This window comes from Pseudomonas sp. KH_040, from assembly GCF_057839305.1.
Genome location: NZ_CM174487.1, coordinates 1 through 24,264, shown reverse-complemented (window position 1 = coordinate 24,264; position 24,264 = coordinate 1). Strand labels below are relative to the sequence as shown.

General features: G+C 56.7%; 23 protein-coding genes. 14 read left to right on the top strand and 9 right to left on the bottom strand.

All coding sequences use genetic code 11. From position 1 onward, the window contains the following. The first annotated feature begins 7 nt into the window (after positions 1–7). Positions 8–1,384, top strand: coding sequence for a Trk system potassium transporter TrkA (trkA, locus tag AC3IUF_RS00115; protein WP_007911861.1), 1,377 nt, complete (start codon positions 8–10; stop codon positions 1,382–1,384). Positions 1,385–1,551: 167 nt separating this feature from the next. Beyond that, positions 1,552–1,866 (top strand): tetratricopeptide repeat protein, encoded by a 315-nt coding sequence (locus AC3IUF_RS00110; protein ID WP_025112265.1) that lies wholly within the window; start codon positions 1,552–1,554, stop codon positions 1,864–1,866. 1 nt (position 1,867) lies between these two features. On the opposite strand, the gene AC3IUF_RS00105 is transcribed toward AC3IUF_RS00110, so the two are convergent. The 3 genes from AC3IUF_RS00105 to AC3IUF_RS00095 form a co-directional block, all read right to left on the bottom strand. Beyond that, complete coding sequence (locus AC3IUF_RS00105; RefSeq protein ID WP_007911864.1) at positions 1,868–2,107, bottom strand: PilZ domain-containing protein; 240 nt, start codon at positions 2,105–2,107, stop codon at positions 1,868–1,870. A gap of 73 nt (positions 2,108–2,180) precedes the next feature. Continuing rightward, positions 2,181–3,068, bottom strand: a complete 888-nt coding sequence (locus tag AC3IUF_RS00100) for a lysophospholipid acyltransferase (RefSeq protein ID WP_008084359.1) — start codon at positions 3,066–3,068, stop codon at positions 2,181–2,183. A 40-nt stretch (positions 3,069–3,108) separates the two neighbouring features. Beyond that, positions 3,109–3,666 (bottom strand): DNA-3-methyladenine glycosylase I, encoded by a 558-nt coding sequence (locus AC3IUF_RS00095; protein ID WP_095113126.1) that lies wholly within the window; start codon positions 3,664–3,666, stop codon positions 3,109–3,111. Between the two features lie 81 nt (positions 3,667–3,747). On the opposite strand from AC3IUF_RS00095, the gene glyQ reads away from it, so the two are divergent. The 4 genes from glyQ (at position 3,748) to AC3IUF_RS00075 (ending at position 8,159) form a co-directional block, all read left to right on the top strand. Next, positions 3,748–4,701, top strand: a complete 954-nt coding sequence (gene glyQ / locus AC3IUF_RS00090) for a glycine--tRNA ligase subunit alpha (RefSeq protein ID WP_034152298.1) — start codon at positions 3,748–3,750, stop codon at positions 4,699–4,701. Next, positions 4,698–6,752 carry a glycine--tRNA ligase subunit beta gene (gene glyS, locus AC3IUF_RS00085; protein WP_007911868.1) on the top strand — a complete coding sequence of 685 codons (2,055 nt, stop codon included), beginning with the start codon at positions 4,698–4,700 and terminating at the stop codon, positions 6,750–6,752. The genes glyQ and glyS overlap by 4 nt, the downstream gene beginning before the upstream one ends. Before the next feature lie 4 nt (positions 6,753–6,756). Further along, positions 6,757–7,296 (top strand): D-glycero-beta-D-manno-heptose 1,7-bisphosphate 7-phosphatase, encoded by a 540-nt coding sequence (gene gmhB, locus AC3IUF_RS00080; protein WP_176472334.1) that lies wholly within the window; start codon positions 6,757–6,759, stop codon positions 7,294–7,296. 83 nt (positions 7,297–7,379) lie between these two features. Beyond that, the gene (locus AC3IUF_RS00075) at positions 7,380–8,159 is read left to right on the top strand and encodes a lysophospholipid acyltransferase family protein (protein ID WP_463543900.1); all 780 of its coding nucleotides are present in this window, start codon (positions 7,380–7,382) and stop codon (positions 8,157–8,159) included. A 168-nt stretch (positions 8,160–8,327) separates the two neighbouring features. On the opposite strand, the gene AC3IUF_RS00070 is transcribed toward AC3IUF_RS00075, so the two are convergent. Continuing rightward, positions 8,328–9,860 (bottom strand): sensor histidine kinase, encoded by a 1,533-nt coding sequence (locus AC3IUF_RS00070; protein WP_095113129.1) that lies wholly within the window; start codon positions 9,858–9,860, stop codon positions 8,328–8,330. A gap of 169 nt (positions 9,861–10,029) precedes the next feature. On the opposite strand from AC3IUF_RS00070, the gene AC3IUF_RS00065 reads away from it, so the two are divergent. After that, positions 10,030–10,746, top strand: coding sequence for a response regulator transcription factor (locus AC3IUF_RS00065; protein WP_007911873.1), 717 nt, complete (start codon positions 10,030–10,032; stop codon positions 10,744–10,746). A gap of 73 nt (positions 10,747–10,819) precedes the next feature. Here the strand turns inward: AC3IUF_RS00065 and AC3IUF_RS00060 are convergent, their stop codons facing one another. Further along, positions 10,820–11,818 (bottom strand): LysR family transcriptional regulator ArgP, encoded by a 999-nt coding sequence (locus AC3IUF_RS00060; RefSeq protein ID WP_007911875.1) that lies wholly within the window; start codon positions 11,816–11,818, stop codon positions 10,820–10,822. A gap of 317 nt (positions 11,819–12,135) precedes the next feature. Here AC3IUF_RS00060 and AC3IUF_RS00055 point away from each other — a divergent pair, with 317 nt between their 5' ends. The 7 genes from AC3IUF_RS00055 (at position 12,136) to AC3IUF_RS00025 (ending at position 17,924) form a co-directional block, all read left to right on the top strand. Continuing rightward, positions 12,136–13,053: a fatty acid desaturase family protein gene (locus AC3IUF_RS00055; protein WP_095113130.1), complete on the top strand. Its 918-nt coding sequence runs from the start codon at positions 12,136–12,138 to the stop codon at positions 13,051–13,053. A 102-nt stretch (positions 13,054–13,155) separates the two neighbouring features. Beyond that, the gene (locus AC3IUF_RS00050) at positions 13,156–14,079 is read left to right on the top strand and encodes an iron-containing redox enzyme family protein (protein WP_007911878.1); all 924 of its coding nucleotides are present in this window, start codon (positions 13,156–13,158) and stop codon (positions 14,077–14,079) included. Between the two features lie 16 nt (positions 14,080–14,095). Next, positions 14,096–14,818 carry a 2OG-Fe dioxygenase family protein gene (locus AC3IUF_RS00045; protein ID WP_007911880.1) on the top strand — a complete coding sequence of 241 codons (723 nt, stop codon included), beginning with the start codon at positions 14,096–14,098 and terminating at the stop codon, positions 14,816–14,818. A 45-nt stretch (positions 14,819–14,863) separates the two neighbouring features. Then, the gene (locus tag AC3IUF_RS00040) at positions 14,864–15,307 is read left to right on the top strand and encodes a GNAT family N-acetyltransferase (protein WP_007949985.1); all 444 of its coding nucleotides are present in this window, start codon (positions 14,864–14,866) and stop codon (positions 15,305–15,307) included. 16 nt (positions 15,308–15,323) lie between these two features. After that, positions 15,324–16,178 carry a ThiF family adenylyltransferase gene (locus tag AC3IUF_RS00035; protein ID WP_489280031.1) on the top strand — a complete coding sequence of 285 codons (855 nt, stop codon included), beginning with the start codon at positions 15,324–15,326 and terminating at the stop codon, positions 16,176–16,178. Between the two features lie 74 nt (positions 16,179–16,252). Beyond that, on the top strand, positions 16,253–17,188 hold the full coding sequence (gene argC / locus AC3IUF_RS00030; protein WP_123376033.1) for an N-acetyl-gamma-glutamyl-phosphate reductase: 936 nt from the start codon (positions 16,253–16,255) through the stop codon (positions 17,186–17,188). A 292-nt stretch (positions 17,189–17,480) separates the two neighbouring features. Beyond that, on the top strand, positions 17,481–17,924 hold the full coding sequence (locus AC3IUF_RS00025; protein WP_095113132.1) for a DUF3291 domain-containing protein: 444 nt from the start codon (positions 17,481–17,483) through the stop codon (positions 17,922–17,924). A 126-nt stretch (positions 17,925–18,050) separates the two neighbouring features. Here AC3IUF_RS00025 and gyrB read toward each other — a convergent pair whose 3' ends face one another. From gyrB to dnaA, 4 genes are read right to left on the bottom strand one after another with little or no spacing between them, the layout of a single operon-like run. Next, the gene (gyrB, locus tag AC3IUF_RS00020) at positions 18,051–20,468 is read right to left on the bottom strand and encodes a DNA topoisomerase (ATP-hydrolyzing) subunit B (RefSeq protein WP_007911885.1); all 2,418 of its coding nucleotides are present in this window, start codon (positions 20,466–20,468) and stop codon (positions 18,051–18,053) included. A gap of 5 nt (positions 20,469–20,473) precedes the next feature. Then, positions 20,474–21,577, bottom strand: coding sequence for a DNA replication/repair protein RecF (gene recF, locus AC3IUF_RS00015; protein WP_007911886.1), 1,104 nt, complete (start codon positions 21,575–21,577; stop codon positions 20,474–20,476). Between the two features lie 14 nt (positions 21,578–21,591). Then, complete coding sequence (gene dnaN / locus AC3IUF_RS00010) at positions 21,592–22,695, bottom strand: DNA polymerase III subunit beta (RefSeq protein WP_007911887.1); 1,104 nt, start codon at positions 22,693–22,695, stop codon at positions 21,592–21,594. A 39-nt stretch (positions 22,696–22,734) separates the two neighbouring features. Beyond that, complete coding sequence (dnaA, locus tag AC3IUF_RS00005; protein WP_007911888.1) at positions 22,735–24,264, bottom strand: chromosomal replication initiator protein DnaA; 1,530 nt, start codon at positions 24,262–24,264, stop codon at positions 22,735–22,737.

Genomic DNA, 24,264 nt, shown 5'->3' with positions numbered 1-24,264 from the left:
TGACTGGATGAAAATCATCATCCTCGGTGCGGGACAGGTCGGCGGTTCGCTGGCCGAGCATTTGGCCAGTGAAGCCAACGACATTACGGTGGTCGACACCGACGGCGAACGCCTGCGCGACCTCGGCGACCGCCTCGACATCCGCACCGTGCAGGGCCGTGGCTCGCTGCCGTCGGTGCTGCGTCAGGCCGGTGCCGACGACGCCGACATGCTGGTGGCGGTGACCAACAGCGACGAGACCAACATGGTCGCCTGCCAGGTGGCCCACACCCTGTTCCACACCCCGACCAAAATCGCCCGGGTGCGCGAAGCGTCTTACCTCAATCGCGAGGAACAGCTGTTCCAGAACGAAGCGATTCCGGTCGACGTGTTGATCAGCCCCGAGCAAGTGGTGACCAACTACATCAAGCGCCTGATCCAGCATCCCGGCGCGTTGCAGGTGATCGATTTCGCCGAAGGCGCTGCGCAATTGGTGGCGGTGCGTGCCTATTACGGCGGGCCGTTGGTGGGTCAGCAACTGCGTCAGTTGCGTGAACACATGCCGAATGTCGAGACGCGCGTGGCAGCGATTTTCCGCCGTGACCGACCGATTCTGCCGCAGGGCGATACGGTGATCGAGGCCGATGACGAAGTCTTCTTCATCGCTGCCCGTGAGAATATTCGTGCGGTGATGAGCGAAATGCGCCGCCTCGACGAAACCTACAAACGCATTGTCATTGCCGGTGGCGGGCAGATCGGCGAGCGTCTGGCCGAGGCCATCGAAAGCCGTTATCAGGTGAAAATCATCGAGATGAGCCCGGCGCGTTGCCGTTATCTCTCCGACACCCTCGACAGCACCGTGGTGTTGCAGGGCAGCGCTTCTGACCGTGATTTGCTGCTGGAAGAGAACATCGCCGACGCCGACATTTTTCTCGCGCTGACCAACGATGACGAAGCCAACATCATGTCGTCGCTGCTGGCCAAACGGCTGGGGGCGAAAAAGGTCATGACGATCATCAACAACCCGGCCTACGTTGATCTGATCCAGGGCGGCGACATCGACATCGCCATCAGCCCGCAGCTGGCGACCATCGGCACGCTGCTGGCCCACGTGCGTCGTGGCGATATCGTCAGCGTGCATTCATTGCGTCGCGGTGCCGCAGAAGCGATCGAGGCGATTGCTCACGGTGATGCGAAGTCGAGCAAGGTCATCGGCAAACCGATCGAGAAGATCGGCCTGCCGCCCGGCACTACGATTGGTGCGGTGATCCGCAATGAACAAGTGATCATTGCCCACGACGACACGGTGATCGAAGCGGGCGACCATGTGATTCTATTCCTTGTGGATAAAAAGCATATTCGCGATGTGGAGAAGCTGTTCCATGTGGGGTTGAGCTTCTTCTGATCCTGAATGAGCGGTGCCTTCATTGGCCCCATCGCTGGCAAGCCAGCTCCCACAGGTTTTTCGGTTGTTCACAAATGTGATGTGCACCCGAGATCCTTGTGGGAGCTGGCTTGCCAGCGATGGCGGCACCGCAGATCTTTCTGACGCACTAGAAAAGGAATCCACCGATGCTCGAATCCCTGGAAAAAATGCTCGCCAAGGGTGTGGATAACTCCTTGCTGCGCTTCGGCCTGGGCAAGGGTTATCTGGATCTGGGCGAAAACGCCAAGGCTGCCGAGCATTTCCAGCGCTGTGTCGGTTTTGATCCGAAGTATTCGGCGGCATGGAAACTATTGGGCAAGGCGCATCTGGCGCTGGGCGATCACGCCGCCGCGCGGCAAGCGTGGGAACAAGGTCTGGAAGCGGCCCGCGCCCATGGCGACAAGCAGGCCGAAAAGGAAATGACGGTGTTTCTGAAGAAGCTGGATCGTCAGGCGCAGTAAATCAAAGGTAGCGAAGTCCGATACCGTCGGCATCCACCGTTACCACTTCCATGCGCACCCGCGGCGCGCCTGTGGGTAGTCCCTGCACCTGGCCGTAAACCACTGCACCTTTGGGTAAAGAAGCCAAAACCGGATGCTGCACAAACACCCCGGTGGGCGACAGATTGCGCGTCTGCCCGAGGCATTCGCCAAAGCTGTCGTGGGTAATCTTGATGCGGAAAGATTTGCGGTGTTCGGACATCTTGTTGCGCCCTTTGATGAACGGTTGTGGATAACCTCACCAGAGAAGTTATCCACAGATCATGCCAATCAGCTCAATACCAGCGCTCTTCGCCCGGCGGACGCTTTTTGAAGCGCTTCATGCTCCACATGTACTGGCTCGGATACGCCGCCACATAACGCTCGACGACTTTGCTCATCGCTGCGCAGGATTCGGCGGTATCGGTGCTGTACATGGCTTCTGGCGCGGCTTCGAGGATCACTTTGTAGCCAGATCCATCGGGCAGGCGCAACGCATGCAGGAACACGCCGACGGCTTTGCCACCGGCCAACATGTTCGGCACGAATTTGCTGGTCAGCGCTTGCGTGGCGAAGAACGGCACGAAGATCCCGGCGGATTCGGCCGGTTCCGGGTCAGCGGGAATGCCCACTGCACCACCTTTGCGCACTTCCTTGATCACGCTGAGGATGCCTTCCTTGGTCGACGCGGCGACTTTGTTGCCCAGTTGCACGCGTTGTTTGCGCAGCAATTCGTCCACTGCCTTAAGCTTCGGCGGACGGTAGAAAATGATCGGTTTGCACTGGCTGCAGTAGAAGTGATTGAGCACTTCCCAGTTACCGAGATGGCTGGTGATGCCGACTACGCCTTTGCCCGAGGCCAGAGCATCTTTCAGCACGTCGAGGCCTTCGACTTCGCGCACCAGGTCGATCGAGCGCTGCGCTGGCCAGATCCACGCGCAGGCGCTTTCGGTCAGCGACTTGCCGATGTCTTTCAGGCTCTGCCCGACCAGACGCTCACGTTCGGCCGGATCCATCTGTGGAAAACATTTCGCTAGGTTGATCCGCACCACGTCGCGGGAGCGGTTGGGGGTTTTCCACATGATCCAGCCGATCGCCGAACCCACGGCCTGCACGGCCCGCCATGGCAGCAGGGCAAACAGCCGCAGAGCGCCTACCAGCAAGGCGCCTTTAAACTTTTCCACAGGTCACTCCTGATCTTGTGCGGTGCGCGAGGCGGCCATTCTAACCGCCGTTGGCGAGCTGCGCGTAGCGGTCGCAATCCTGAGTGTGATCCATGACCATGCCCGAGGCTTGCATCAATGCGTAGCAAATGGTCGGGCCGACGAACGTGAACCCGGCCTTTTTCAAGGCTTTGCTCATCGCCAGCGCTTCGGGGGTGATCGCCGGGACTTCGCTGCGATCCTTGAAATGATTGATGATCGGTTGGTCGTTAACAAACGACCAGAGGAACCCCACCGGGTCCTCCAGCGCCAGCCAGGCCTGGGCATTACGGCGGGCGGCATTGAGTTTGAGGCGGTTGCGGATGATCCCCGGATCGAGCATCAACTCGTCGATTTCGGCGTCGCTCATCTGCGCCACGCGCTGCACATCGAAGCCGAACAACACCTCGCGATAACGCTCGCGTTTGCGCAGTACAGTGATCCAGGACAGCCCGGCCTGGAACCCTTCGAGCAAAAGCAACTCGAACAAACCCTGCGCATCGCGTAGCGGCGTGCCCCACTCCTGGTCGTGATAAGCCATGTACAGCGGATCTTCGGTACACCAAAAGCAGCGTGGCATAAGGCTCCAGGGGGCGTGCGCAGCAATGAATCGGGTATACTCCCGCTCTTTAAATCGCAGCCCAAGAAACAGGTGAATTTCGTGAGCCAGCCTACGCCAGCCGTGCGTACCTTCCAAGACTTGATCCTCGCGCTCCAGCAATACTGGGCCGAGCAAGGTTGCGTGGTACTTCAGCCCTACGATATGGAAGTAGGCGCCGGCACTTTCCACACCGCGACCTTCCTCCGCGCCATCGGCCCGGAAACCTGGAACGCCGCTTACGTGCAGCCAAGCCGCCGTCCGACTGACGGCCGTTACGGTGAAAACCCGAACCGTCTGCAGCACTACTATCAGTTCCAGGTCGTCCTGAAACCGAACCCGGACAACTTCCAGGAACTGTACCTGGGCTCGCTCAAGCATGTCGGCCTGGACCCGCTGGTCCACGACATTCGCTTCGTCGAAGACAACTGGGAATCGCCGACCCTCGGCGCCTGGGGTCTGGGCTGGGAAGTCTGGCTGAACGGTATGGAAGTGACTCAGTTCACTTACTTCCAGCAGGCGGGCGGCATCGAGTGCTACCCGGTAACCGGCGAGATCACCTACGGTCTCGAGCGTCTGGCCATGTACCTGCAAGGCGTGGACTCGGTCTACGACCTGGTCTGGGCTGACGGCCCGATGGGCAAAGTCACCTACGGCGACGTGTTCCACCAGAACGAAGTGGAGCAGTCCACTTACAACTTCGAGCACGCCAACGTCGACAAACTGTTCGAACTGTTCGACTTCTATGAAGGCGAAGCCAAGCGTCTGATCGAGCTCGACCAGCCGCTGCCGTTGCCGAGCTACGAAATGGTCCTGAAGGCCTCGCACACCTTCAACCTGCTGGATGCGCGCCGGGCGATCTCGGTGACCGCGCGTCAGCAATACATTCTGCGCGTACGCACCCTGGCGCGTTCCGTTGCGCAAGCCTACCTGCTGGCACGCGCCAAGCTGGGCTTCCCGATGGCGACCCCGGACCTGCGTGACGAAGTACTGGCCAAGCTGGAGGCAGCACAATGAGTGCGCAAGATTTTCTGGTTGAACTGGGCACCGAAGAACTGCCACCGAAAGCCCTGAACACCTTGGCTGAAGCGTTCCTCGCCGGTATCGATAAGGGCCTGCAAGCCGCTGGCCTGAGCTACGAGACTAAAACCGTCTACGCCGCGCCGCGTCGTCTGGCTGTGCTGATCACCGCGCTGGCGACTCAGCAACCGGATCGCAGCATCAACCTCGATGGCCCGCCACGTCAGGCGGCGTTCGACGCTGAAGGCAATCCAACGCAAGCAGCCTTGGGTTTTGCCAAGAAGTGCGGCGTCGATCTGAGCGAAATCGATCAGAGCGGCCCGAAACTGCGCTACAGCCAGAGCATCGCCGGCAAGCCGACCGCAAGCCTGCTGCCGACCATCGTCGAAGATTCGCTGAACGACCTGCCAATCCCGAAACGCATGCGTTGGGGTGCGCGCAAGGAAGAGTTCGTGCGTCCGACCCAATGGCTGGTGATGCTGCTCGGTGACCAGGTCATCGACTGCACCATCCTCGCGCAAAAGGCTGGCCGTGATTCCCGTGGTCACCGTTTCCATCACCCGCAAAGCGTGCGCATCGGTTCGCCGTCGAGCTACCTCGCCGACCTGCGTGCCGCTTACGTGCTGGCCGATGCCAACGAACGTCGCGAGATCATCAGCAAGCGCACCGAAGAGCTGGCCACCCGTCAGGAAGGCACGGCAATCGTTCCGCCAGCACTGCTCGACGAAGTGACCGCGCTGGTTGAATGGCCGGTGCCGCTGGTGTGCTCGTTCGAGGAACGCTTCCTCGACGTGCCGCAAGAAGCGCTGATCACCACCATGCAGGACAACCAGAAGTACTTCTGCCTGCTGGATGCCGACGGCAAGTTGCTGCCACGTTTCATTACTGTGGCCAACATCGAAAGCAAAGACCCGCAACAGATCATCGCCGGTAACGAGAAAGTGGTTCGTCCACGCCTGACCGACGCCGAGTTCTTCTTCAAGCAAGACAAGAAGCAGAAACTCGAAGCCTTCAATGATCGCCTGAAGAACGTGGTGTTCCAGGAAAAACTCGGCAGCGTCTACGACAAGGCCGAGCGCGTTTCCAAGCTGGCCGCATACATTGCCGCACGCATTGGCGGCAACGCTTCGTGGGCTGCCCGTGCAGGCCTGCTGTCGAAGTGCGACCTGGCCACCGAAATGGTCGGCGAGTTCCCGGAGATGCAAGGTGTCGCCGGTTACTACTACGCCCTCAATGACGGCGAGCCGGAAGACGTCGCGCTGGCGCTGAACGAGCAGTACATGCCACGCGGTGCCGGTGCAGAACTGCCAGCGACCCTGACCGGTGCAGCCGTTGCCATCGCTGACAAACTCGACACCCTGGTCGGTATCTTCGGTATCGGCATGCTGCCAACCGGCAGCAAAGACCCGTATGCCCTGCGCCGTGCGGCACTGGGTGTGCTGCGTATCCTGATCGAGAAAAAACTCGATCTGGACCTGAACGATGCCGTCGCATTCGCGGTGAATGCGTTCGGTGCCAAGGTCAAGGCAGCCGGTCTCAACGAAGCCGTTCTGGAATTCATCTTCGACCGTCTGCGTGCGCGTTACGAAGATGAAGGCGTCGAAGTAGCCACTTACCTGTCGGTACGTGCCCTGAAGCCGGGTTCGGCGCTGGACTTCGACCAACGTGTGCAAGCGGTGCAAGCCTTCCGCAAACTGCCGGAAGCGGCAGCGCTGGCGGCGGTGAACAAGCGTGTATCGAACCTGTTGAGCAAACTCGAAGGCGCGGTACCGACCGAGGTGCAAGCCAAGTACTTCGACAACGCCAACGAGTTCTCGCTGTACTCGGCGATCCAGCAAGCGGATCAGGCTGTACAGCCAATGGCCGCTGCCCGTCAGTACAACGAATCGCTGGCACGCCTGGCGGCATTGCGTGAGCCGGTCGATGCGTTCTTCGACGCGGTGATGGTCAATGCCGACGACGCCAATGTGCGGGCCAACCGTTACGCGCTGTTGGCGCGTTTGCGTGGTCTGTTCCTCGGTGTTGCCGACATTTCGCTGCTGGGTTGAGGGATTGCTGTTGAAACTGCTGATTCTCGATCGGGACGGAGTGATCAATTACGACTCCGACGCTTACATCAAGTCAGTGGCGGAGTGGATTCCGTTGCCCGGCTCGATCGAAGCGATTGCGCAGTTGAGCAAGGCCGGCTGGACGGTGGCAGTGGCCACCAACCAGTCGGGCATTGCGCGCGGCTATTACGACCTCGCCACCCTGGATGCCATGCACGCGCGCTTGCGCGAACTGGTCGCGGAGCAGGGCGGTGAAGTCGGGCTGATCGTGTATTGCCCGCATGGGCCGGACGAAGGCTGCGATTGCCGCAAGCCGAAACCGGGGATGTTGAAAACCATCGCGGCGCATTACAACGTCGAACTGAACAATGTCTGGTTCGTCGGCGACAGCCTTGGTGACCTGGAGGCCGCCAAAGCCGTCGATTCACAGCCAGTTTTGGTAAAGACCGGAAAAGGCGCAAAGACTCAGGGCAAAACCCTGCCGGTTGGCACTCTGATTTTTGACGATCTGGCGGCGATTGCCGCAGAACTTATCCACAACTAGAGTACTTCTGAATTTCCTGACCAGGGATTGATCGGGAGTGCGCTTGAACACTCGGGCATTGCCCCGTAACGGTAAACGTCACTATGTCGATACTGCGGGCCATCAGGATTTTTCTCTTTTACCTGCTGCTGGGCACCACCTCCCTGCTGTGGTGCAGCTTGAGTTTTTTTATCGCGCCGTTTCTGCCGTTCAAGGCGCGCTATCGTTTTATCAACGTGTACTGGTGCCGTTGCGCCTTGTGGTTGACCAAGGTGTTCCTCGGTATTCGTTACGAAATCAAAGGTGCGGAAAACGTGCCTGACCGGCCCTGCGTGATTCAGTCGAACCATCAGAGCACCTGGGAGACGTTCTTTCTCTCCGCTTATTTTTCGCCATTGAGCCAAGTGCTCAAACGCGAATTGCTTTACGTGCCGTTCTTCGGCTGGGCCATGGCCATGTTGCGGCCGATCGCGATTGATCGCGACAACCCGAAAGCTGCTTTGAAACAGGTCGCCGCCAAAGGTGATGAACTGCTCAAGGACAACGTTTGGGTGCTGATCTTCCCGGAAGGTACGCGTGTTCCTTACGGCACTGTCGGCAAATTCTCCCGCAGTGGTAGCGCTTTGGCGGTGAATGCGGCGCTTCCGGTCCTGCCGATTGCACACAATGCCGGCAAGTTCTGGCCGAAAATCGGTTGGGGCAAGAAGTCTGGCGTGATCACTGTCGTCATCGGCGAGCCGATGTACGCCGACGGTACTGGCCCTCGCGCCATCGCCGAGCTGAACGACCGGGTGCAAGCCTGGAACGAGAAGACTCAGCGGGAAATGGGTTCGCTGCCACCGGCCCCGCAGGCACCGGCCGCAAGTGATCAGATCGCTGTCTGAGATTTTGTGGATAACCTGTGTACGGTTTTGTTGAAAACGCTTGAATATTGAAATTAAGTGATTGATTTACTTATATATTTCTCAAGCTCATAAAACACCGTAAAAGGTGCATAAGTTTTTTTCGGAAGTAAAAAAACCGGCTGATATAGCCGGTTTTTTTGTGCCTGATCATTCGGGGATCAACGGTAACTCAAGCAGGAACGTGGTGCCTTGATCGACCATGCTGCGGCATTCGATTCTGCCGCCATGGTGATCGACCACCGCTTTGACCATCGACAGGCCGAGGCCCACGCCGTCGATGCCCTGGGCCGAGGAAAAGCGTCGGTACTGACTGAACAGATCAGGCAACTCTTGTTCGGCGATGCCTTTGCCTTGATCGGTCAGTTCGCAACATAGCCACTCTCCGTGGCAACTGACTCGTAGTTCAATCGTGGTGTCTGCCGGGCTGTACTTGATCGCGTTTTCCAGCAGGTTGAACAGCGCACGCGTCAGTAGTCCCTGGTCAGCCATGATCAGGCGCTCCTGGGATTGCTCATCCATGTCGTGCAGCAGTTCGATACGTTTCTGCTGGGCGATGGGCAAAGCCTGATCCAGCACGTCCAGCACCAACATCGCGAACAGGCTCGGCTGGAACTGATAGGCCTCGGACTCGGCCCGCGCCAGCAAGACGAAACCATCGGTCAGATCCAGCGCGCGACGCACCTGCCGCTCGATCTGGTCGAACAACGGCGAATCCACCTGGGCCTGATGGCGATGAACATCGAGCAGGGCGAGGATGGCCGAATGCGGGGCACGCAGATCATGGGAAAGAAAGCGCAGTAATACTCCACGTTGCTCCTCGGCAGCACGTTCGGCGCTGAGATCGGTAAGGCTCAGCAGCCAACCGATTGGCGTGTCTCCGTCCACCGGCAGCAGTGCGGCACGCTCCAGGCGCAGACTGCGTTCCTTGTGATCGCGAAACTCCAACAACGGCATGGCCGACAGCGACGGGCGCGGCTCTGTGGACAACTCCGGATAACCGAGGCTGGCCAGTTGATCGAGGACGTCGTCCCCCACCAGATTGTGATCGAATAGCTGACGAGCCTTGCGATTGCCCAACAGGATCTGGCCTCTGGGATCGCTGATCAGTGTGGCGACGGGCAAGTACTCCAGACCGTCGGCAATAAAGCGACGGGTATCTCGGGTGCGACTCATGGCCTGTTCAAGCGCCATGATCTGGCCCTGCAAGCGATCAGTCCCGGTAAATTGCGTACGACGACGTTCGGGGAACACTTTCGGCTCGCTGTCCAGCCGCGCCAGCTCCCAGCCGAAATACGTCAGCACCACACTCAGACGCCGCCAGTTCCAGATCAAATAGCCGAACAACATACCCAGCACCGCCGGTGTCGGCGACCACCAGTGGCGCATTTCCGCTAGCCCGGCACTGATCAACAACACACACGCCATGCCGATCAGCGTTAGCCAAAGTGCCCATCGCGGTCGCCACAACAGCAACCCCAGCACACAAGCCACCAGCCCTACCGATAACAACGCTCCCGTAACAGGCGTTGCATCGTGCAGATTGACCTGCGCGCGATACGACAACAGCGCAGTCAGCGGCAACAGCACTAGACTTATCCACAACCACTCGCGCACCAGCTGTCGAAACAGTCGCTGCACTTGGCTCGGCTCTCGGCTTTCACGCCGACGATTGTTGTTCATAGGGAAACAGGGCAGGGCGATGTGAATGGTTTCATGGGCCACAGGTCTGAGACGTAGACCCGAAGAATCATAGCGGACGTCGACCAATGGCGGGCCGCTTACTTTCCCAGCAATGGCGGAGCGACTATGGTTGTCGGCCAACTGCCCAAGCATCAAGGAATCATCGCGTATGCGCGTTGCGATACTGGACGACGAACCCGCCGAACTGCGTCGGGTCGAGCAAACCCTGCAGCAAATGGCCGACGCTGGCGAGCAGCCGTGGTCGCTGCACAGCTTCGAGCGTGGTGAAGACCTGCTGCGACAGCTACGCCGGGAAACCTTCGACCTGCTGATCCTCGATTGGCAGTTACCCGATCTCACGGGGCTGGCCCTGCTGCGCTGGACCCGCGAACACATGGAAGCGCCACCGGCAGCGATCATGCTGACCAGTCGCGATGGCGAAAGCGATATCGTCCAGGCCTTGAACGCAGGCGCCGACGATTACGTGAGTAAACCGTTCCGTCCCAATGAACTGAAAGCACGCGTGGCGGCGGTATTGCGCCGGCACAGTCAACAGCGTCCAGCCGCTGCCGAAGTGCTGAGTTTCAATGACTTGGCGTTTGACGATGCGGAACTGACGGTCACCCGCGAGGGCAAGCCGATCGTCATGACCGAACGGGAATACCGTCTCGCGCGTTGCCTGTTCAGCAACCTCGGACGGCCATTGTCGCGGGACTACCTGTATGAACGGTTCTGGCCCCATGAGGAAATGGCTTCGTCGCGACCGTTGGACACGCATATCTATCGCCTGCGCAACAAGCTCGGACTGACGGCGGATCGTGGCTGGCAACTGCTGACAATTTATGGCTACGGCTATCGGTTGGAAAGTGTGGCGGCCGTCACCTGAACGGCTGAGCCGAAACTGTCAGGGGGCGCGTTATCCCCACCTGACAGTCCTGTTTCAGTTCAACACAACGTTCTTATACTTTGCTGCTCATCGTCAGACAGGAATGACTGTCGTGCTCAGTGGGCATCGGGAAACGTGGCTGATGAATGGAAGCGATATGGCGAGGAATGTTTGCCAGGGAATCCAGCGGCACCAGCCACCGTTTTGATGATTGCGCGAGATGTTCGGTCAGCTTGCCCAACAACTCGCCACTATTGCGCCAATGGTGCCAGTACAACGGCACATCGGTTGGCTTGTCGGGTATCAACTCGACCAGCAAGCCACGCTGCAGATGATCGAGAATCTGCAACTCCGGAACCAGACCCCAACCCAATCCGGCCTCTGTCAGTCGTATAAATCCTTCTGATGACGGACAGAAATGGTGCTCGAAACTTCCGAGCACGCCCAAGGCTGCGAGATAACGGTGCTGCAGAAAATCGTCGGGGCCAAACACCAGCGCCGGCGTGCGGGCAATCAACTGGGCATTGATACCGTTCGGAAAATGTCGGGCGATAAACTCCGGACTCGCCACTGCGCGGTAGCGCATGGCACCGAGCAACAGACTGCGCGCCCCCGCCATTGGCCGTTCAGTGGCACACACACAGGCCGCCACCTCACCAGCACGCATACGCCTGAGACTGACCGCTTGATCCTCGACGACCAGATCCAGCAACAAATTCTGCTCGGCGCAAAAATCGCCCACTGATCGCGCCCACCATGTCGCCAGGCTGTCAGCGTTCAGGGCGACACGCAGGCGTTCCGGGGACCCGTCTTCATCCAGAGAAGGCACGTGACTCTGAAGATCGCGCTCAAGTAACCGCACCTGCTGAACATGATAAAGCAGCCGCCGCCCTATCTCGGTTGGCACCGGTGGCGTCACGCGCACTAACACCGGACGGCCGACCCTGGCCTCCAATAGCTTGATTCGCTGTGACACTGCGGGTTGGGACAGACCAAGAACCTGGGCTGCTCGTTCGAAGCCTCCCTGTTCAATGACCGCAGAGAGAGCAGAAAGCAATTTGTAATCAAACATCCGTTTTCCTTATGGGTGATCAACAATATCTTTTTTACTTCGAAGCGGAATCTATTGAGAATCGATACTGCAGGCACAACCGTTAGATCCCTCACAGTTGTACTGCGCGCGATTGCTTGGCGTTATTGCCATTCATCAAACTTGATGTATTTCAGAAGCACCCGAGCTGAACAATTAAACATTCAAACCGGAGGTATTAGTTAACACCAGAGCCTGTAAAAGGTACACATAATGGAATGATTAAAAATCAACTCGATAGCTTGCCTAACGATTAGAAAATATCAGCGAAATTCTTGTTCAGTTCGACGGAGTGAGTTGTGCAGAGAACTACATTTACTAATGCCAATCGATTGGCATTGGCCGATATTCAGAGCAGGTCCAGCGATGTAACGTTTGCACTGAAATTTGCAATCTACTTAGCGCTGATTGTAACCGGTGGTTGTCTGGCACTGAGTGGTCATCCATGGGAAATCGCCATAGGCGTCATTCTTCTTGGATCAATGTTCGCCCATGGCGTGGAACTTCAACATCAAGTCCTGCACTCACAGGGATTCCGGAATAAAAAGCTTAACGAGCTGTTCGGCATACTGCTCGGTCTGCCAATGTTGGTTTCATTTGCTGATTACAAAGCCAGCCATATGCACCACCATCGTTACCTGGGCACTCCGGAAAATCGGGAGTTCTTTGATTACGGTGATCAATATGGTGAGTTATCCCTTCGTTCCATCAGCGCGCTATTAACCAGACTTTTGATGGTTTCGCACTACCCACGTTTTTTCAAAAATGTGTTCATTGCGTTTAGCTCGCAGTACCAAAACGTTTCCAGCAACGTTTCCAAACGGATCAAGCGAGATCATCTTTCGATGGTATTGATGATTGCGTTATTGGGTTTGGTCTCCTTTCAGTTCGGTTATGAAATCATCGTCTATCTGTGGATTATTCCGCTCATGTTTGTCGCGGCTCCGGTACACGCCCTGATTGAGATGCCAGAGCATTTCCGTTGCGCAACGGATTCGACAGACCCCTACGAAAACACCAGAACCATCAAAAGCAACGCATTCATGAACTGGTTCACCAACGGCAATAACTACCACGTTGAGCATCATCTGATGCCCGGATTGCCTATTGACCGTCTGCACGACCTGCACGAAAAAATTCATGAAAACTGCCGTTACCTGGAAGTCTCCTATAAAAGTTTTTACTTGGGACTGCTCCGCTCAATGCGCAAAAGCTGACCCGCGCAGCGCCTGTTGCAAGACTGAACGCTAACTCCGACGGGGCGTGGCACGTGCTCGCGTCTGGCGACTGCTCGCCCCTGGTGAAGCAAAGGAACTGAAATGACTCTACAAGATCGTTCCACGGATCAGACGACCACGCCGCCGTCGACCATAAACTCGCTATCGGAACAGACCGCGCTCAACTCGTTTTATCTTCGTGAACTGGCCGAACCAAGCGCTTACAAAATGGCGCCGATTCACCACGAATATACGCGCACCCATAGACTGGAAGATGAATGGAACGCCTACGAAGAAAGTCGTCTCGATAAAACCCGGTTGCCAAAGAACGCTGCCGAGTTTTTGAAGTGGTACACCCGCCTGCATTCGACTCATCGCGATGAGGTTTCAGCGTTTTTCACTTGGCTGGCTGAAGAGTCGACGCTTGAAGAACTGAGCTTTTACATCGCCATGGAAGAGCAGGTCGACGGTCGCTTCGATGACGTCATCGCCCTGGCACAATTGGGCATGACAGGCGATATGAAGTTGGCGCTTGCGGAAAACTACTGGGACGAAATGGGCCTGGGTACGCTATCCGAAATGCATACCGTGCTGTTCCGTAAATCCGCAGCAACACTGCACGAACTCATCGGCCCCCAGGCCCGCGTTCAACAAGCGCCGGCGGAGGCCCTGAAGAACGGCAATCTGCTGCTGATGTACGCACTACGGCGCCAGTATCACCCTCGTCTACTGGGCGCACTGGCGATTCTTGAACACACTGCGCCCTACCGGTTCTCCCGAACAGTCAAGGCCATGCGTCGTCTGCACATGCCCGAAGACGTCATCTATTACCACGACATGCATATAAAGATTGATGCCAATCACGGCAAGCAACTTCTCTATCGCGTGCTGATGCCATTGGCGAAGTCATGCCCTGAAGCCATTGAAGAAATGTGTATCGGCTGCCTGATCCGATACAACGTAGCCGTCGACTATTACAAAAGCATCGAACTGGCTATGAAAAACAACAAAACGCTGTTGACGTGATACTTAGAGAACTCTTATGAAAAGCAATCTTGCCAATACTGAGCCACAGACTGTCTGGGCACTCAACAACAGCCGATTTGTTGCAGGGCACTCCGCTGAACTGCTGGGTGTGGATTTTTCCGAGATGCCCGAGTGGGCGCAATTTCAGGGTTATTGGGAAAACCTCGAACTTGATCGTTACATGAACGATGGAGGCATGTACCGCTATCGCCGTTTCGGTAAATTCAAGTGGTATGCGAACGGCAATCGCCTGGAGCAGCAGCCCCATGTACCGTATTCCCAACCGGAGTATTTCAATCCGCTGAACGGTGGCATCGACCGGCACTTCGCCCCCGTCACTGCGGAGATGGCCGACAATGAAGTGCTGAAGAAGCTTCTACTGAAACTCGCCAACACCTTCAGTGAAATCGAAGATGTCCAAGGCTGGAAGATCAACACCTATTTCAATCGTATCCTCGCCACTCCAGACATGACGGGATTGCCGGTACCCGAAGGCAAACATCGGGATGGGGTGAAATTCAGTTGCCTGTTCATGGCCGACAGAAGTGGTGTAGTCGGAGGCGAAACGACCCTGGTCGATATCATGCACCAGCAGCCTATTTATGTGGGCACGCTGGAGAAGCCTTGTCAGGCACTGTTGTTCAGGGATGACACGGTTTTTCACGATACGACAGCCATTCAGATCTGTAATGGAGCTGACAGCGGTTATCGCGATCTGCTGGTTATCGAGTTCCACTGACCGTTCTCGTCCAGTCTTATAAACGTGTCTGGGTGAGGGGGTTGCATGCACAAGGCTGAACGTATGGAGACGGCAGTGACGATCAGGGTTATGCAGAATTATGAATTGCCCATGACGCTGGCGTTGCTGTCGACTTTTTATCCGGATTTGAATAAAGACCTGCTGTTAGAACGATTGGAAACTGTCGCCAAGTTGAATTGGCAGTGTGTTGGGGTATTCGCAGGAACCGAGTTGGTGGGCCTGACCGGCTATTGGCTGAATACCCGGATTTACTGCGGCAAATATTTATATATCGATCATTTCATCATCAAGCCGGGAAACCGATCTCGTGGAGTGGGGGCACAACTGCTCAGCTACGTAAGAGCCTTGGCCGATCATTACCAGTGTGAACAGGTCTGCCTTGATACATTCGTTAGCAATTCGATGGCGCAGTCTTTCTGGACCCGACACGGTTTCTCAATCGTTGGTTTTCACTACGTCGCCAAATAAATACAAGGAGCGTTATATGCAAAATGAATATTCCCGCGAAGTCATTTACAGTCGAATGATCGGCTTGATCAGCCAGGAAGAACTGGCACTGTTAGCCAGCAAGACAATTGCAGTTCCAGGATGCGGCGGTGTCGGATATACCCACGCGGAGACACTGGTACGCATGGGCGTTGGCGGAATCAAAATTGCTGATTTCGATACCTTCGGACCAGAGAACTTCAACCGCCAATTTGGCGCAACGACTCATACAGTCGGACTGAAGAAGGCCGATGTCCTGCGTGAGCGTCTGTTGTCGATCAATCCGGCCTTGCGCATTGAACAGTACAACGGGGTGAGCGCTGAAACAGTCGATGACTTTTTGACCGGTGTGGACATGTTATGCGACGCCATGGACTACTTCGTGATTGAGCCGCGAATTCAGATGTACCAAAAGGCGCGGGAACTGGGTATCCCGGCGGTCGTTTCCTGCCCTATAGGCTTTGGCGGAACGTTGCATCACTTCCATCCGGATTCGATGTCATTCGAAGAATATTTTGCGTTGACGCCCGATATGACTGAGACGGAGAAACTGATCAATTTCGGTATGGGCCTCGACCCGCTGCATTTGCACCGTGCCTATCTGGAAGATCCGAAGCTTGATTTCGAGGAACGTAAAGTTGCCTCTCTAAGCTCTGCCTGTTTATTAGCTACAACCCTGACCTCGACGTTTACCCTGACCAAGTTGTTGAATCGGGAAATGTTCTTTAAACCAGTACCTTATGTATATCAAATTGACTTCATGGCGGGAAAGTTCGAAGAGACATTGGTCAGTGACGGGGTAGCAGGACTAAAAAACAATATTTCAAATAAACCTGAAAAACTGTTTGCATAAAAACGTCACCCTGCGCAGCACAGTAAAGGTGTGATAAAGTTTCAAAACACTCATTATCGTGAATTTTCGTGAACATGAAGCCACTTATTTTTATCGACGGGGAAGCCGGTACGACTGGACTTCAGATACATTCGCGTCTGAACGGTCGCACGGATATTGAGCTTTTGCAGTTGCCCTATGCCGATCGCAAGGACCCGGTAAAAAGGGCTGAAGCACTTAACACCTGTGATGTCGCGATTCTCTGCCTGCCGGACGATGCCGCTGTTGAGGCGGTGTCGTTCATCGAGAATCCAAAGGTACGTGTACTTGATCCCAGCTCTGCCCATCGCACCACACCAGGTTGGGTGTATGGTCTGCCGGAACTGACTGCAGGTCAGGCTGACATCATCACGACAGCCAAGCGTGTATCCAATCCTGGCTGCTACCCGACAGGCGCCATCGCGCTGTTGCGTCCGCTGACGGAAGCCGGTGTGGTACCCAAGGACTACCCGGTGAATGTGCATGCCATTTCCGGGTATTCCGGTTCGGGCAAATCACTGATCGACGCCTATGAAATCCCGGATCATCCGCAACACACGGACGCTCCATACCGCGGTTATGGCCTGAACCTTAACCACAAGCACGTCCCGGAGATGATGTCCGAGGCATTGCTGGATCATCGGCCGATCTTCACGCCTGGCTATGGCAAGTACCGCCAAGGCATCGTCTTGTACGTGCCGCTGCATTTGCGCTTGTTGCCCGCTGGCGCCTCGGTGCAACAGATCCACGCCTGCCTCAGCAACCATTACGCCAAATCCGAGTTCATCAAGGTTGTTCCGCTGGATCAGGTCAAGACCGTTACGCAACTGGACCCTGAATACCTGAATGACACCAATCGCCTGGACATCTATGTCTTCTCGGATGAGAAGTCAGGCCAGGTATTGCTTGCCGCGGTGTACGACAACCTCGGCAAGGGCGCATCAGGCGCCGCAGTACAGAACCTCAATTTGATGTTGAACGGTCAGGCCTGATTGCAAGCGAATCTCCCTGTCACCTGGCAAGCTCAATGGTGGCAGGGCAGATTCAAGCATTCACAGCTTACAGATGAGATGACATATTCATGCCTCCTCGCCGTTTAAAAAAATCATAGTTCACGGCATGTAACTTTAATAAAGCGCGTACTGACTTCTCGATAATTAATAGCCGTCTGATTACTGCAAAGTAACCTGGATGTTGGCGCTCGCCTGCAAACCCGTTCATAACTTCACTAGTAACTACACAACTTTTTAACAGCCTCTAGCCTTATTAAAGGATTAACAGTCAATGGCTATTCTCGCGCAGTTTGATCTGGTCAAACCAAAACATTTAAAATCTGATCCGCGCATGGACGGTTTTTATTCTTCTACCGCCTACGTAAATGGTCTAGCCGACGCGCATCCTGGTTTTATATGGCGGGAAGTTCAGGACAATCAACAGCTTCTCGATGAACTATGGGGAGAAGGGTATCTTTATACACTTTCGCTGTGGAAGAGCCCGGCGGCCTTGAAAGATTTCTTGTATAAAACACCGCACAACGACTTTCGTTTGAGAGGTGCGGAGTGGTTCCTGCCTATCAGCAAACCACGGGTTGTGATGTGGTGGGTGGATGAAGGTCATATTCCGACATTGTACGAAGCCCACCAGCGCTTGCAGTTGCTTTGGGAAATTGGACCTTCGCGCGAAGCGTTTGATTTGAAATCGAGTGAGTCCGCGATTGTTCTGAGTTGAACATTGCCTCGGCCCGCTCTAATGAATTCAGGGACCAGCGGTTTATTACTAAGAACACCCATAAAAAAGGCCCGCTTATGCGGGCCTTTTTTGTTTCGGCAACACACACCTAATTGCTTGCGCGGATCAGAAGTCCAGGTTGGACACCGCCAGCGCGTTACTCTCGATGAAGTCACGGCGAGGTTCGACCGCATCACCCATCAGGGTGTTGAAGATCTGGTCTGCGCCAATGGCGTCTTCGATGGTGACTTTCAGCATGCGGCGCACGCTTGGGTCCATGGTGGTTTCCCACAGCTGATCCGGGTTCATTTCGCCCAGACCTTTGTATCGCTGAATGGTGTGGCGCTTGGTGCTTTCAGCCATCAGCCAGTCCAAGGCTTCCTTGAACTCGGTGACCGCTTTCTTGCGTTCGCCACGCTGGATATACGCGCCTTCGTCGAGCAGGGTGCTCAGTTGAGCGCCGAGGGTGACGACGGTTTTGTAGTCGTTGCTGCCGAAGAAGTCGCGGTTGAAGGTGACGTAGTTCGACAGGCCGTGGGAGATCAGTTCGACCTCTGGCAGCCACACGCCACGTTCACGATCTTCACGCAGGCTGGCCTTGTAGACCAGACCGGATTTTTCCACGGTGCGCAGACGCGCTTCGTATTGGGCCAGCCACTCTTGCATCGCTGCGTGGTCGCCGAGCTTTTCCAGGCTTACGGCCGGCAGGTAGATGAAGTGCTCGGTCAGCTCCTGCGGGTACAGGCGCGACAGACGCTTGAGAGTCTTCATCACCATGCGGAAGTCGTTAACCAGACGTTCCAGCGCTTCACCGGAAATGCCCGGAGCTTCTTCGTTCAGGTGCAGGCTCGCATCTTCCAGGGCCGACTGCGTCATGTACTCTTCCATGGCGTCGTCGTCTTTGATGTATTGCTCTTGCTTGCCTTTCTTGACCTTGTACAGCGGCGGCTGGGCGATGTAGATGTAGCCGCGCTCGATCAGCTCCGGCAACTGACGGAAGAAGAAGGTCAGCAGCAGGGTACGGATGTGCGAACCGTCGACGTCAGCATCGGTCATGATGATGATGTTGTGATAACGCAGCTTGTCGATGTTGTATTCGTCGCGACCGATACCGCAGCCCAGTGCGGTGATCAAGGTGCCCACTTCCTGGGAAGAGATCATCTTGTCGAAACGCGCTTTCTCGACGTTGAGGATCTTACCCTTCAACGGCAGGATCGCCTGAGTCTTGCGGTTACGTCCCTGCTTGGCAGAGCCGCCCGCGGAGTCACCTTCCACCAGGTACAGTTCGGACAGCGCCGGGTCTTTTTCCTGGCAGTCAGCGAGCTTGCCTGGCAGACCGGCGATGTCCAGCGCGCCTTTGCGGCGGGTCATCTCACGGGCCTTGCGCGCGGCTTCACGGGCACGAGCGGCGTCGATCATCTTGCCGACGACCAGTTTCGCTTCGTTCGGGTTTTCCAGGAGGAAGTCGGAGAAGTACTTGCCCATTTCCTGTTCGACCGCGGTCTTCACTTCGGAAGAGACCAGCTTGTCTTTGGTCTGCGAGCTGAACTTCGGATCCGGCACTTTCACCGAGATGATCGCAGTCAGGCCTTCACGGGCATCGTCACCGGTGGTGGCGACTTTGTGCTTCTTCGCCAGACCTTCCTGCTCAATGTAGTTGTTCAGGTTACGCGTCAGTGCCGAACGGAAGCCCACCAGGTGGGTACCGCCGTCGCGCTGCGGAATGTTGTTGGTGAAGCACAACAGGTTCTCGTTGAAGCTGTCGTTCCACTGCAGGGCGATTTCCACGCCGATGCCGTCTTCACGCTGGATGTTGAAGTGGAACACCTGGTTGACCGCGGTCTTGTTGGTGTTCAGGTATTCAACGAACGCACGCAGGCCGCCTTCGTACTTGAACAGCTCTTCCTTGCCGCTGCGCTCATCCTTGAGGACGATGCCGACACCGGAGTTGAGGAAGGACAGTTCACGAATGCGCTTGGCCAGGATGTCCCAGCTGAAGTGAATGTTCTTGAAGGTTTCGCTGGAAGCCTTGAAGTGGATCTGGGTGCCGGTGGTTTCGCTGTCGCCAACGATGGCCATCGGTGCCTGAGGTACGCCGTGGACGTAGGTCTGTTCCCAGATCTTGCCGCTGCGGCGAACAGTCAGAACCAGCTCTTCGGACAGTGCGTTCACTACCGACACACCTACACCGTGCAGACCGCCGGATACCTTGTAGGAGTTGTCGTCGAACTTACCGCCAGCGTGGAGGACGGTCATGATGACCTCGGCCGCGGAAACGCCTTCCTCTTTGTGCACGTCTACCGGGATGCCACGGCCGTTGTCTTTAACGGTGATGGACTCATCCGGGTGGATGATGATGCTGATGTCGTCGCAGTGGCCGGCGAGGGCTTCGTCGATCGAGTTGTCGACCACCTCGAACACCATGTGGTGCAGACCGCTGCCATCGTCGGTGTCACCAATGTACATACCGGGACGTTTGCGTACGGCATCCAGGCCTTTCAGCACTTTAATGCTCGTTGAGTCGTACGTATTTTCTTCGCTCAATGCCTTCACTCCCGATGGTCGTGGGTCTGGGTGATACGGCCCTGTTCCACGTGGAACAGAGCGACTGGCGTTTCCGTCTGCCAGCCTTCCCTCAATAATTCGTGATCTACACAGGTGATGAACACCTGGCAGCGTAAGTCTTCCAGCAAGCGGCACAGCGCGCGACGGTGGCTCTCGTCCAGCTCGGACGGCAAGTCATCCACCAGATAAATACACTGACCGCGGCGGGCCTGGCTGACCAGATGCCCTTGGGCAATCCGCAGTGCACAGACCACCAACTTCTGCTGACCCCGGGACAAAATGTCCGCGGCGTTGTGTGCACCCAATCTAAGACGCAAATCAGCCCGTTGCGGTCCGGCCTGGGTATGACCCATTTGCTGATCCCGTTGCAGGGATCCGGCCAGTACGGCACTCAATTCCCGGTCTTTGTCCCAGCCTCGGTAATAGCTGAGCGTCAAACCTTCGAGCTCAACCAGTTCGCTCAAGGTTTGTTCAAAGACTGGTTTCAAGGCTTTGATGTAAGCGCGGCGGTATTCATCGATTTCAGCGCTGGCCTGGCACAGTTCCCTGTCCCAAACCGCTTGCGAAACGGCGTCAAGTGTACCATGCCGCAGCCAGGAGTTTCTCTGGCGCAAGGCCTTCTGCAAACGCTGCCAAGTGGCCATGAACCGCGGCTCGACGTGGAACACACCCCAATCGAGAAACTGCCGGCGAATCTTCGGCGCGCCTTCAAGCAGACGGAAGCTGTCGGGGTTGATCAACTGCAGCGGCAGGATCTCTGCCAGTTGCGCTGCGCTGCGGGCGTTCTGGCCGTCGATGCGTATCTGGAATTCGCCCTGACGGTCGCGCGAGATACCCAAAGCGCTATGCCCACCCTCGGCCAGTTCGACCTGACCGAACACGGTACAGGCGAGCTGCTCGTACTGGATGACCGGCAAAAGCCGCGTGCTACGAAACGAACGGGCAAGCCCCAGCAGATGAATGGCTTCCAGAACACTGGTTTTGCCGCTGCCGTTGGCGCCGTAAAGAATGTTGATGCGGGGGGAGGGGGAGAAGGTCACCGGGTGCAGATTGCGCACCGCGGTGACCGAAACACGACTTAAGGACATCCAGAGTCAGCTGATTACAGACGCATCGGCATGACAACGTAAGCCGAATCGTCGTTGTCCGACTCTTGCACCAGCGCACTGCTGTTGGAGTCGGACAGGATCAGGCGAACCTGCTCGGTGGTCATCACGCCCAGCACGTCGAGCAAGTAGCTCACGTTGAAGCCGATTTCCAGGGAGCCGCCGTTGTATTCAACGCCCACTTCTTCTTCCGCTTCTTCCTGCTCCGGGTTGTTGGCCTGGATCTTTAACTGACCGCTGGCCAGCTGCAGACGGATACCACGGTACTTCTCGTTGGACAGAATCGCGGTACGGCTGAACGCTTCGCGCAGCGCCTGGCGATCGCCCAATACCAGCTTGTCGCCGCCCTTAGGCAACACGCGCTCGTAGTCCGGGAATTTGCCGTCGACCAGTTTCGAGGTGAAGGTGAATTCGCCGGTGGTCGCGCGGATGTGGTGCTGACCCAGCACGATGCTGACATTGCCGTCCGGCTCGGTGAGCAGACGCGCCAGTTCGAGGATACCTTTGCGCGGCACGATCACCTGGTGACGATCCGGCTGGCCGATATCGGCTTTCATCGAGCACATGGCCAGACGGTGACCGTCGGTGGCCACAGCGCGGATGATGCCCTCGGACACTTCCAGCAACATGCCGTTTAGGTAGTAACGCACGTCCTGCTGAGCCATGGCGAAGCTGGTGCGTTCGATCAGGCGACGCAGTTTGCTTTGCTCGAGGCTGCAGGTCAGCGAACCCGGGCCTTCTTCAACGGTCGGGAAATCGTTGGCCGGCAAGGTCGACAGGGTAAAACGGCTACGGCCGGCTTTTACCACCAGCTTCTGCTCGTCGACCTTGATGTCGATCAGCGCGTCGTTGGGCAGGCTTTTGCAGATATCCATCAGCTTGCGCGCAGGCACGGTGATGGAACCTGTTTCTGCCGGCTCCTCGAGTTGCACACGACCGACCAGTTCGACCTCAAGATCGGTACCGGTCAGCGACAGTTGCTGGCCTTCGACTACCAACAGCACGTTGGACAGTACCGGCAAGGTCTGTCGACGCTCGACGACGCCTGCGACCAGTTGCAGGGGTTTCAACAGGGCTTCGCGTTGAATGGTGAAATGCATGGTCTAGTCCCTTGCCTTAATAAGCTGCGCTGGTGTTCATCAAGTGGTCAGTGTACGCAGCAGGTTCTTGTAGTCCTCGCGGATGTCCGCGTCGGATTCCTTAAGTTCGTTGATCTTGCGGCAGGCGTGCAACACGGTGGTGTGGTCACGGCCGCCAAACACATCGCCGATTTCCGGCAGGCTGTGGTTGGTCAGCTCCTTGGACAACGCCATGGCTACCTGACGCGGACGCGCTACCGAGCGCGAACGGCGCTTGGACAGCAGGTCCGAGATCTTGATCTTGTAGTACTCAGCGACGGTGCGCTGAATGTTATCCACAGAGACCAGTTTGTCCTGCAACGCCAACAGGTCTTTCAGGGATTCGCGAATCAGCTCGATGGTGATGTCGCGGCCCATGAAGTGCGAGTGGGCGATCACGCGTTTCAACGCGCCTTCCAGCTCACGGACGTTGGAGCGAATACGCTGGGCAATGAAGAACGCGGCGTCGTGCGGCAAGTCGACTTTGGCCTGGTCGGCCTTCTTCATCAAGATCGCCACGCGCGTTTCCAGTTCCGGCGGCTCGACGGCAACCGTCAGGCCCCAGCCGAAGCGGGATTTGAGGCGCTCTTCAAGGCCTTCGATTTCTTTCGGGTAGCGGTCACTGGTGAGAATGACCTGCTGGCCACCTTCAAGCAGGGCGTTGAAAGTGTGGAAAAACTCTTCCTGCGAACGCTCCTTGCGAGCAAAGAACTGAATGTCGTCGATCAGCAAGGCATCCACCGAACGGTAGAAACGCTTGAACTCGTTGATCGCGTTCAGTTGCAGCGCCTTGACCATGTCGGCGACGAAACGCTCGGAATGCAGGTACACGACCTTGGCATTCGGGTTCTTCTTTAACAGGTGGTTACCCACCGCGTGCATCAAGTGGGTTTTACCCAGGCCGACGCCACCATAAAGGAACAGTGGGTTGTAGCCGTGCTTGGGGTTGTCCGCCACTTGCCAGGCCGCCGCGCGGGCGAGCTGGTTGGATTTACCTTCGACGAAGTTTTCGAAGGTGAAGGTGCGATTCAGGTAACTGGTGTGCTTGAGCGCGCCTTCGACCTGCACGGTACGCTGTTCGGCGCGGACCGGGGCTTGCTGGGAAGCGGCACCGGACATCGGGTCGAAACTGTCGCGAGACGGTTCATCGCTGACTTCGGGGCTTTTCTGCGTCGAACGCTTGGCTGCCGGCGCTGACGTCTGGGTGGGTGCCGGGGTACTCACAGGCGTGGCATTTGCCTGGGCCTGCTGGGAAACCTGCGCGGCTGCAAGCGGCGCGTTCGGTGCGGCACGCGGAGCGGAACTGCGTTTGCTGCCTATTAATAAGGAGAGCGCTGGCGCCATGCCGTTGCCATGCTCATCCAGCAGCTCAAGGACACGACCCAGGTACTTTTCGTTGACCCAGTCCAGCACAAAACGGTTCGGTGCGTAGACGCGCAACTCGTCGCCTTCGGCTTCGACCTGTAGTGGACGGATCCAGGTGTTGAATTGTTGGGCAGGCAGCTCCTCGCGCAAAAGCTCCACGCACTGCTGCCAAAGTTCCACTGACAC

Bases quoted from the DNA above. Each gene is read 5' to 3' on its own strand.
- trkA (WP_007911861.1), top strand. From the start codon at position 8: ATGAAAATCATCATCCTCGGTGCGGGACAGGTCGGCGGTTCGCTGGCC.
- AC3IUF_RS00110 (WP_025112265.1), top strand. From the start codon at position 1,552: ATGCTCGAATCCCTGGAAAAAATGCTCGCCAAGGGTGTGGATAACTCC.
- AC3IUF_RS00105 (WP_007911864.1), bottom strand. From the start codon at position 2,107: ATGTCCGAACACCGCAAATCTTTCCGCATCAAGATTACCCACGACAGC.
- AC3IUF_RS00095 (WP_095113126.1), bottom strand. From the start codon at position 3,666: ATGCCACGCTGCTTTTGGTGTACCGAAGATCCGCTGTACATGGCTTAT.
- glyS (WP_007911868.1), top strand. From the start codon at position 4,698: ATGAGTGCGCAAGATTTTCTGGTTGAACTGGGCACCGAAGAACTGCCA.
- AC3IUF_RS00075 (WP_463543900.1), top strand. From the start codon at position 7,380: ATGTCGATACTGCGGGCCATCAGGATTTTTCTCTTTTACCTGCTGCTG.
- AC3IUF_RS00070 (WP_095113129.1), bottom strand. From the start codon at position 9,860: ATGAACAACAATCGTCGGCGTGAAAGCCGAGAGCCGAGCCAAGTGCAG.
- AC3IUF_RS00065 (WP_007911873.1), top strand. From the start codon at position 10,030: ATGCGCGTTGCGATACTGGACGACGAACCCGCCGAACTGCGTCGGGTC.
- AC3IUF_RS00060 (WP_007911875.1), bottom strand. From the start codon at position 11,818: ATGTTTGATTACAAATTGCTTTCTGCTCTCTCTGCGGTCATTGAACAG.
- AC3IUF_RS00050 (WP_007911878.1), top strand. From the start codon at position 13,156: ATGACTCTACAAGATCGTTCCACGGATCAGACGACCACGCCGCCGTCG.
- AC3IUF_RS00045 (WP_007911880.1), top strand. From the start codon at position 14,096: ATGAAAAGCAATCTTGCCAATACTGAGCCACAGACTGTCTGGGCACTC.
- AC3IUF_RS00040 (WP_007949985.1), top strand. From the start codon at position 14,864: ATGCACAAGGCTGAACGTATGGAGACGGCAGTGACGATCAGGGTTATG.
- AC3IUF_RS00035 (WP_489280031.1), top strand. From the start codon at position 15,324: ATGCAAAATGAATATTCCCGCGAAGTCATTTACAGTCGAATGATCGGC.
- argC (WP_123376033.1), top strand. From the start codon at position 16,253: ATGAAGCCACTTATTTTTATCGACGGGGAAGCCGGTACGACTGGACTT.
- AC3IUF_RS00025 (WP_095113132.1), top strand. From the start codon at position 17,481: ATGGCTATTCTCGCGCAGTTTGATCTGGTCAAACCAAAACATTTAAAA.
- recF (WP_007911886.1), bottom strand. From the start codon at position 21,577: ATGTCCTTAAGTCGTGTTTCGGTCACCGCGGTGCGCAATCTGCACCCG.
- dnaN (WP_007911887.1), bottom strand. From the start codon at position 22,695: ATGCATTTCACCATTCAACGCGAAGCCCTGTTGAAACCCCTGCAACTG.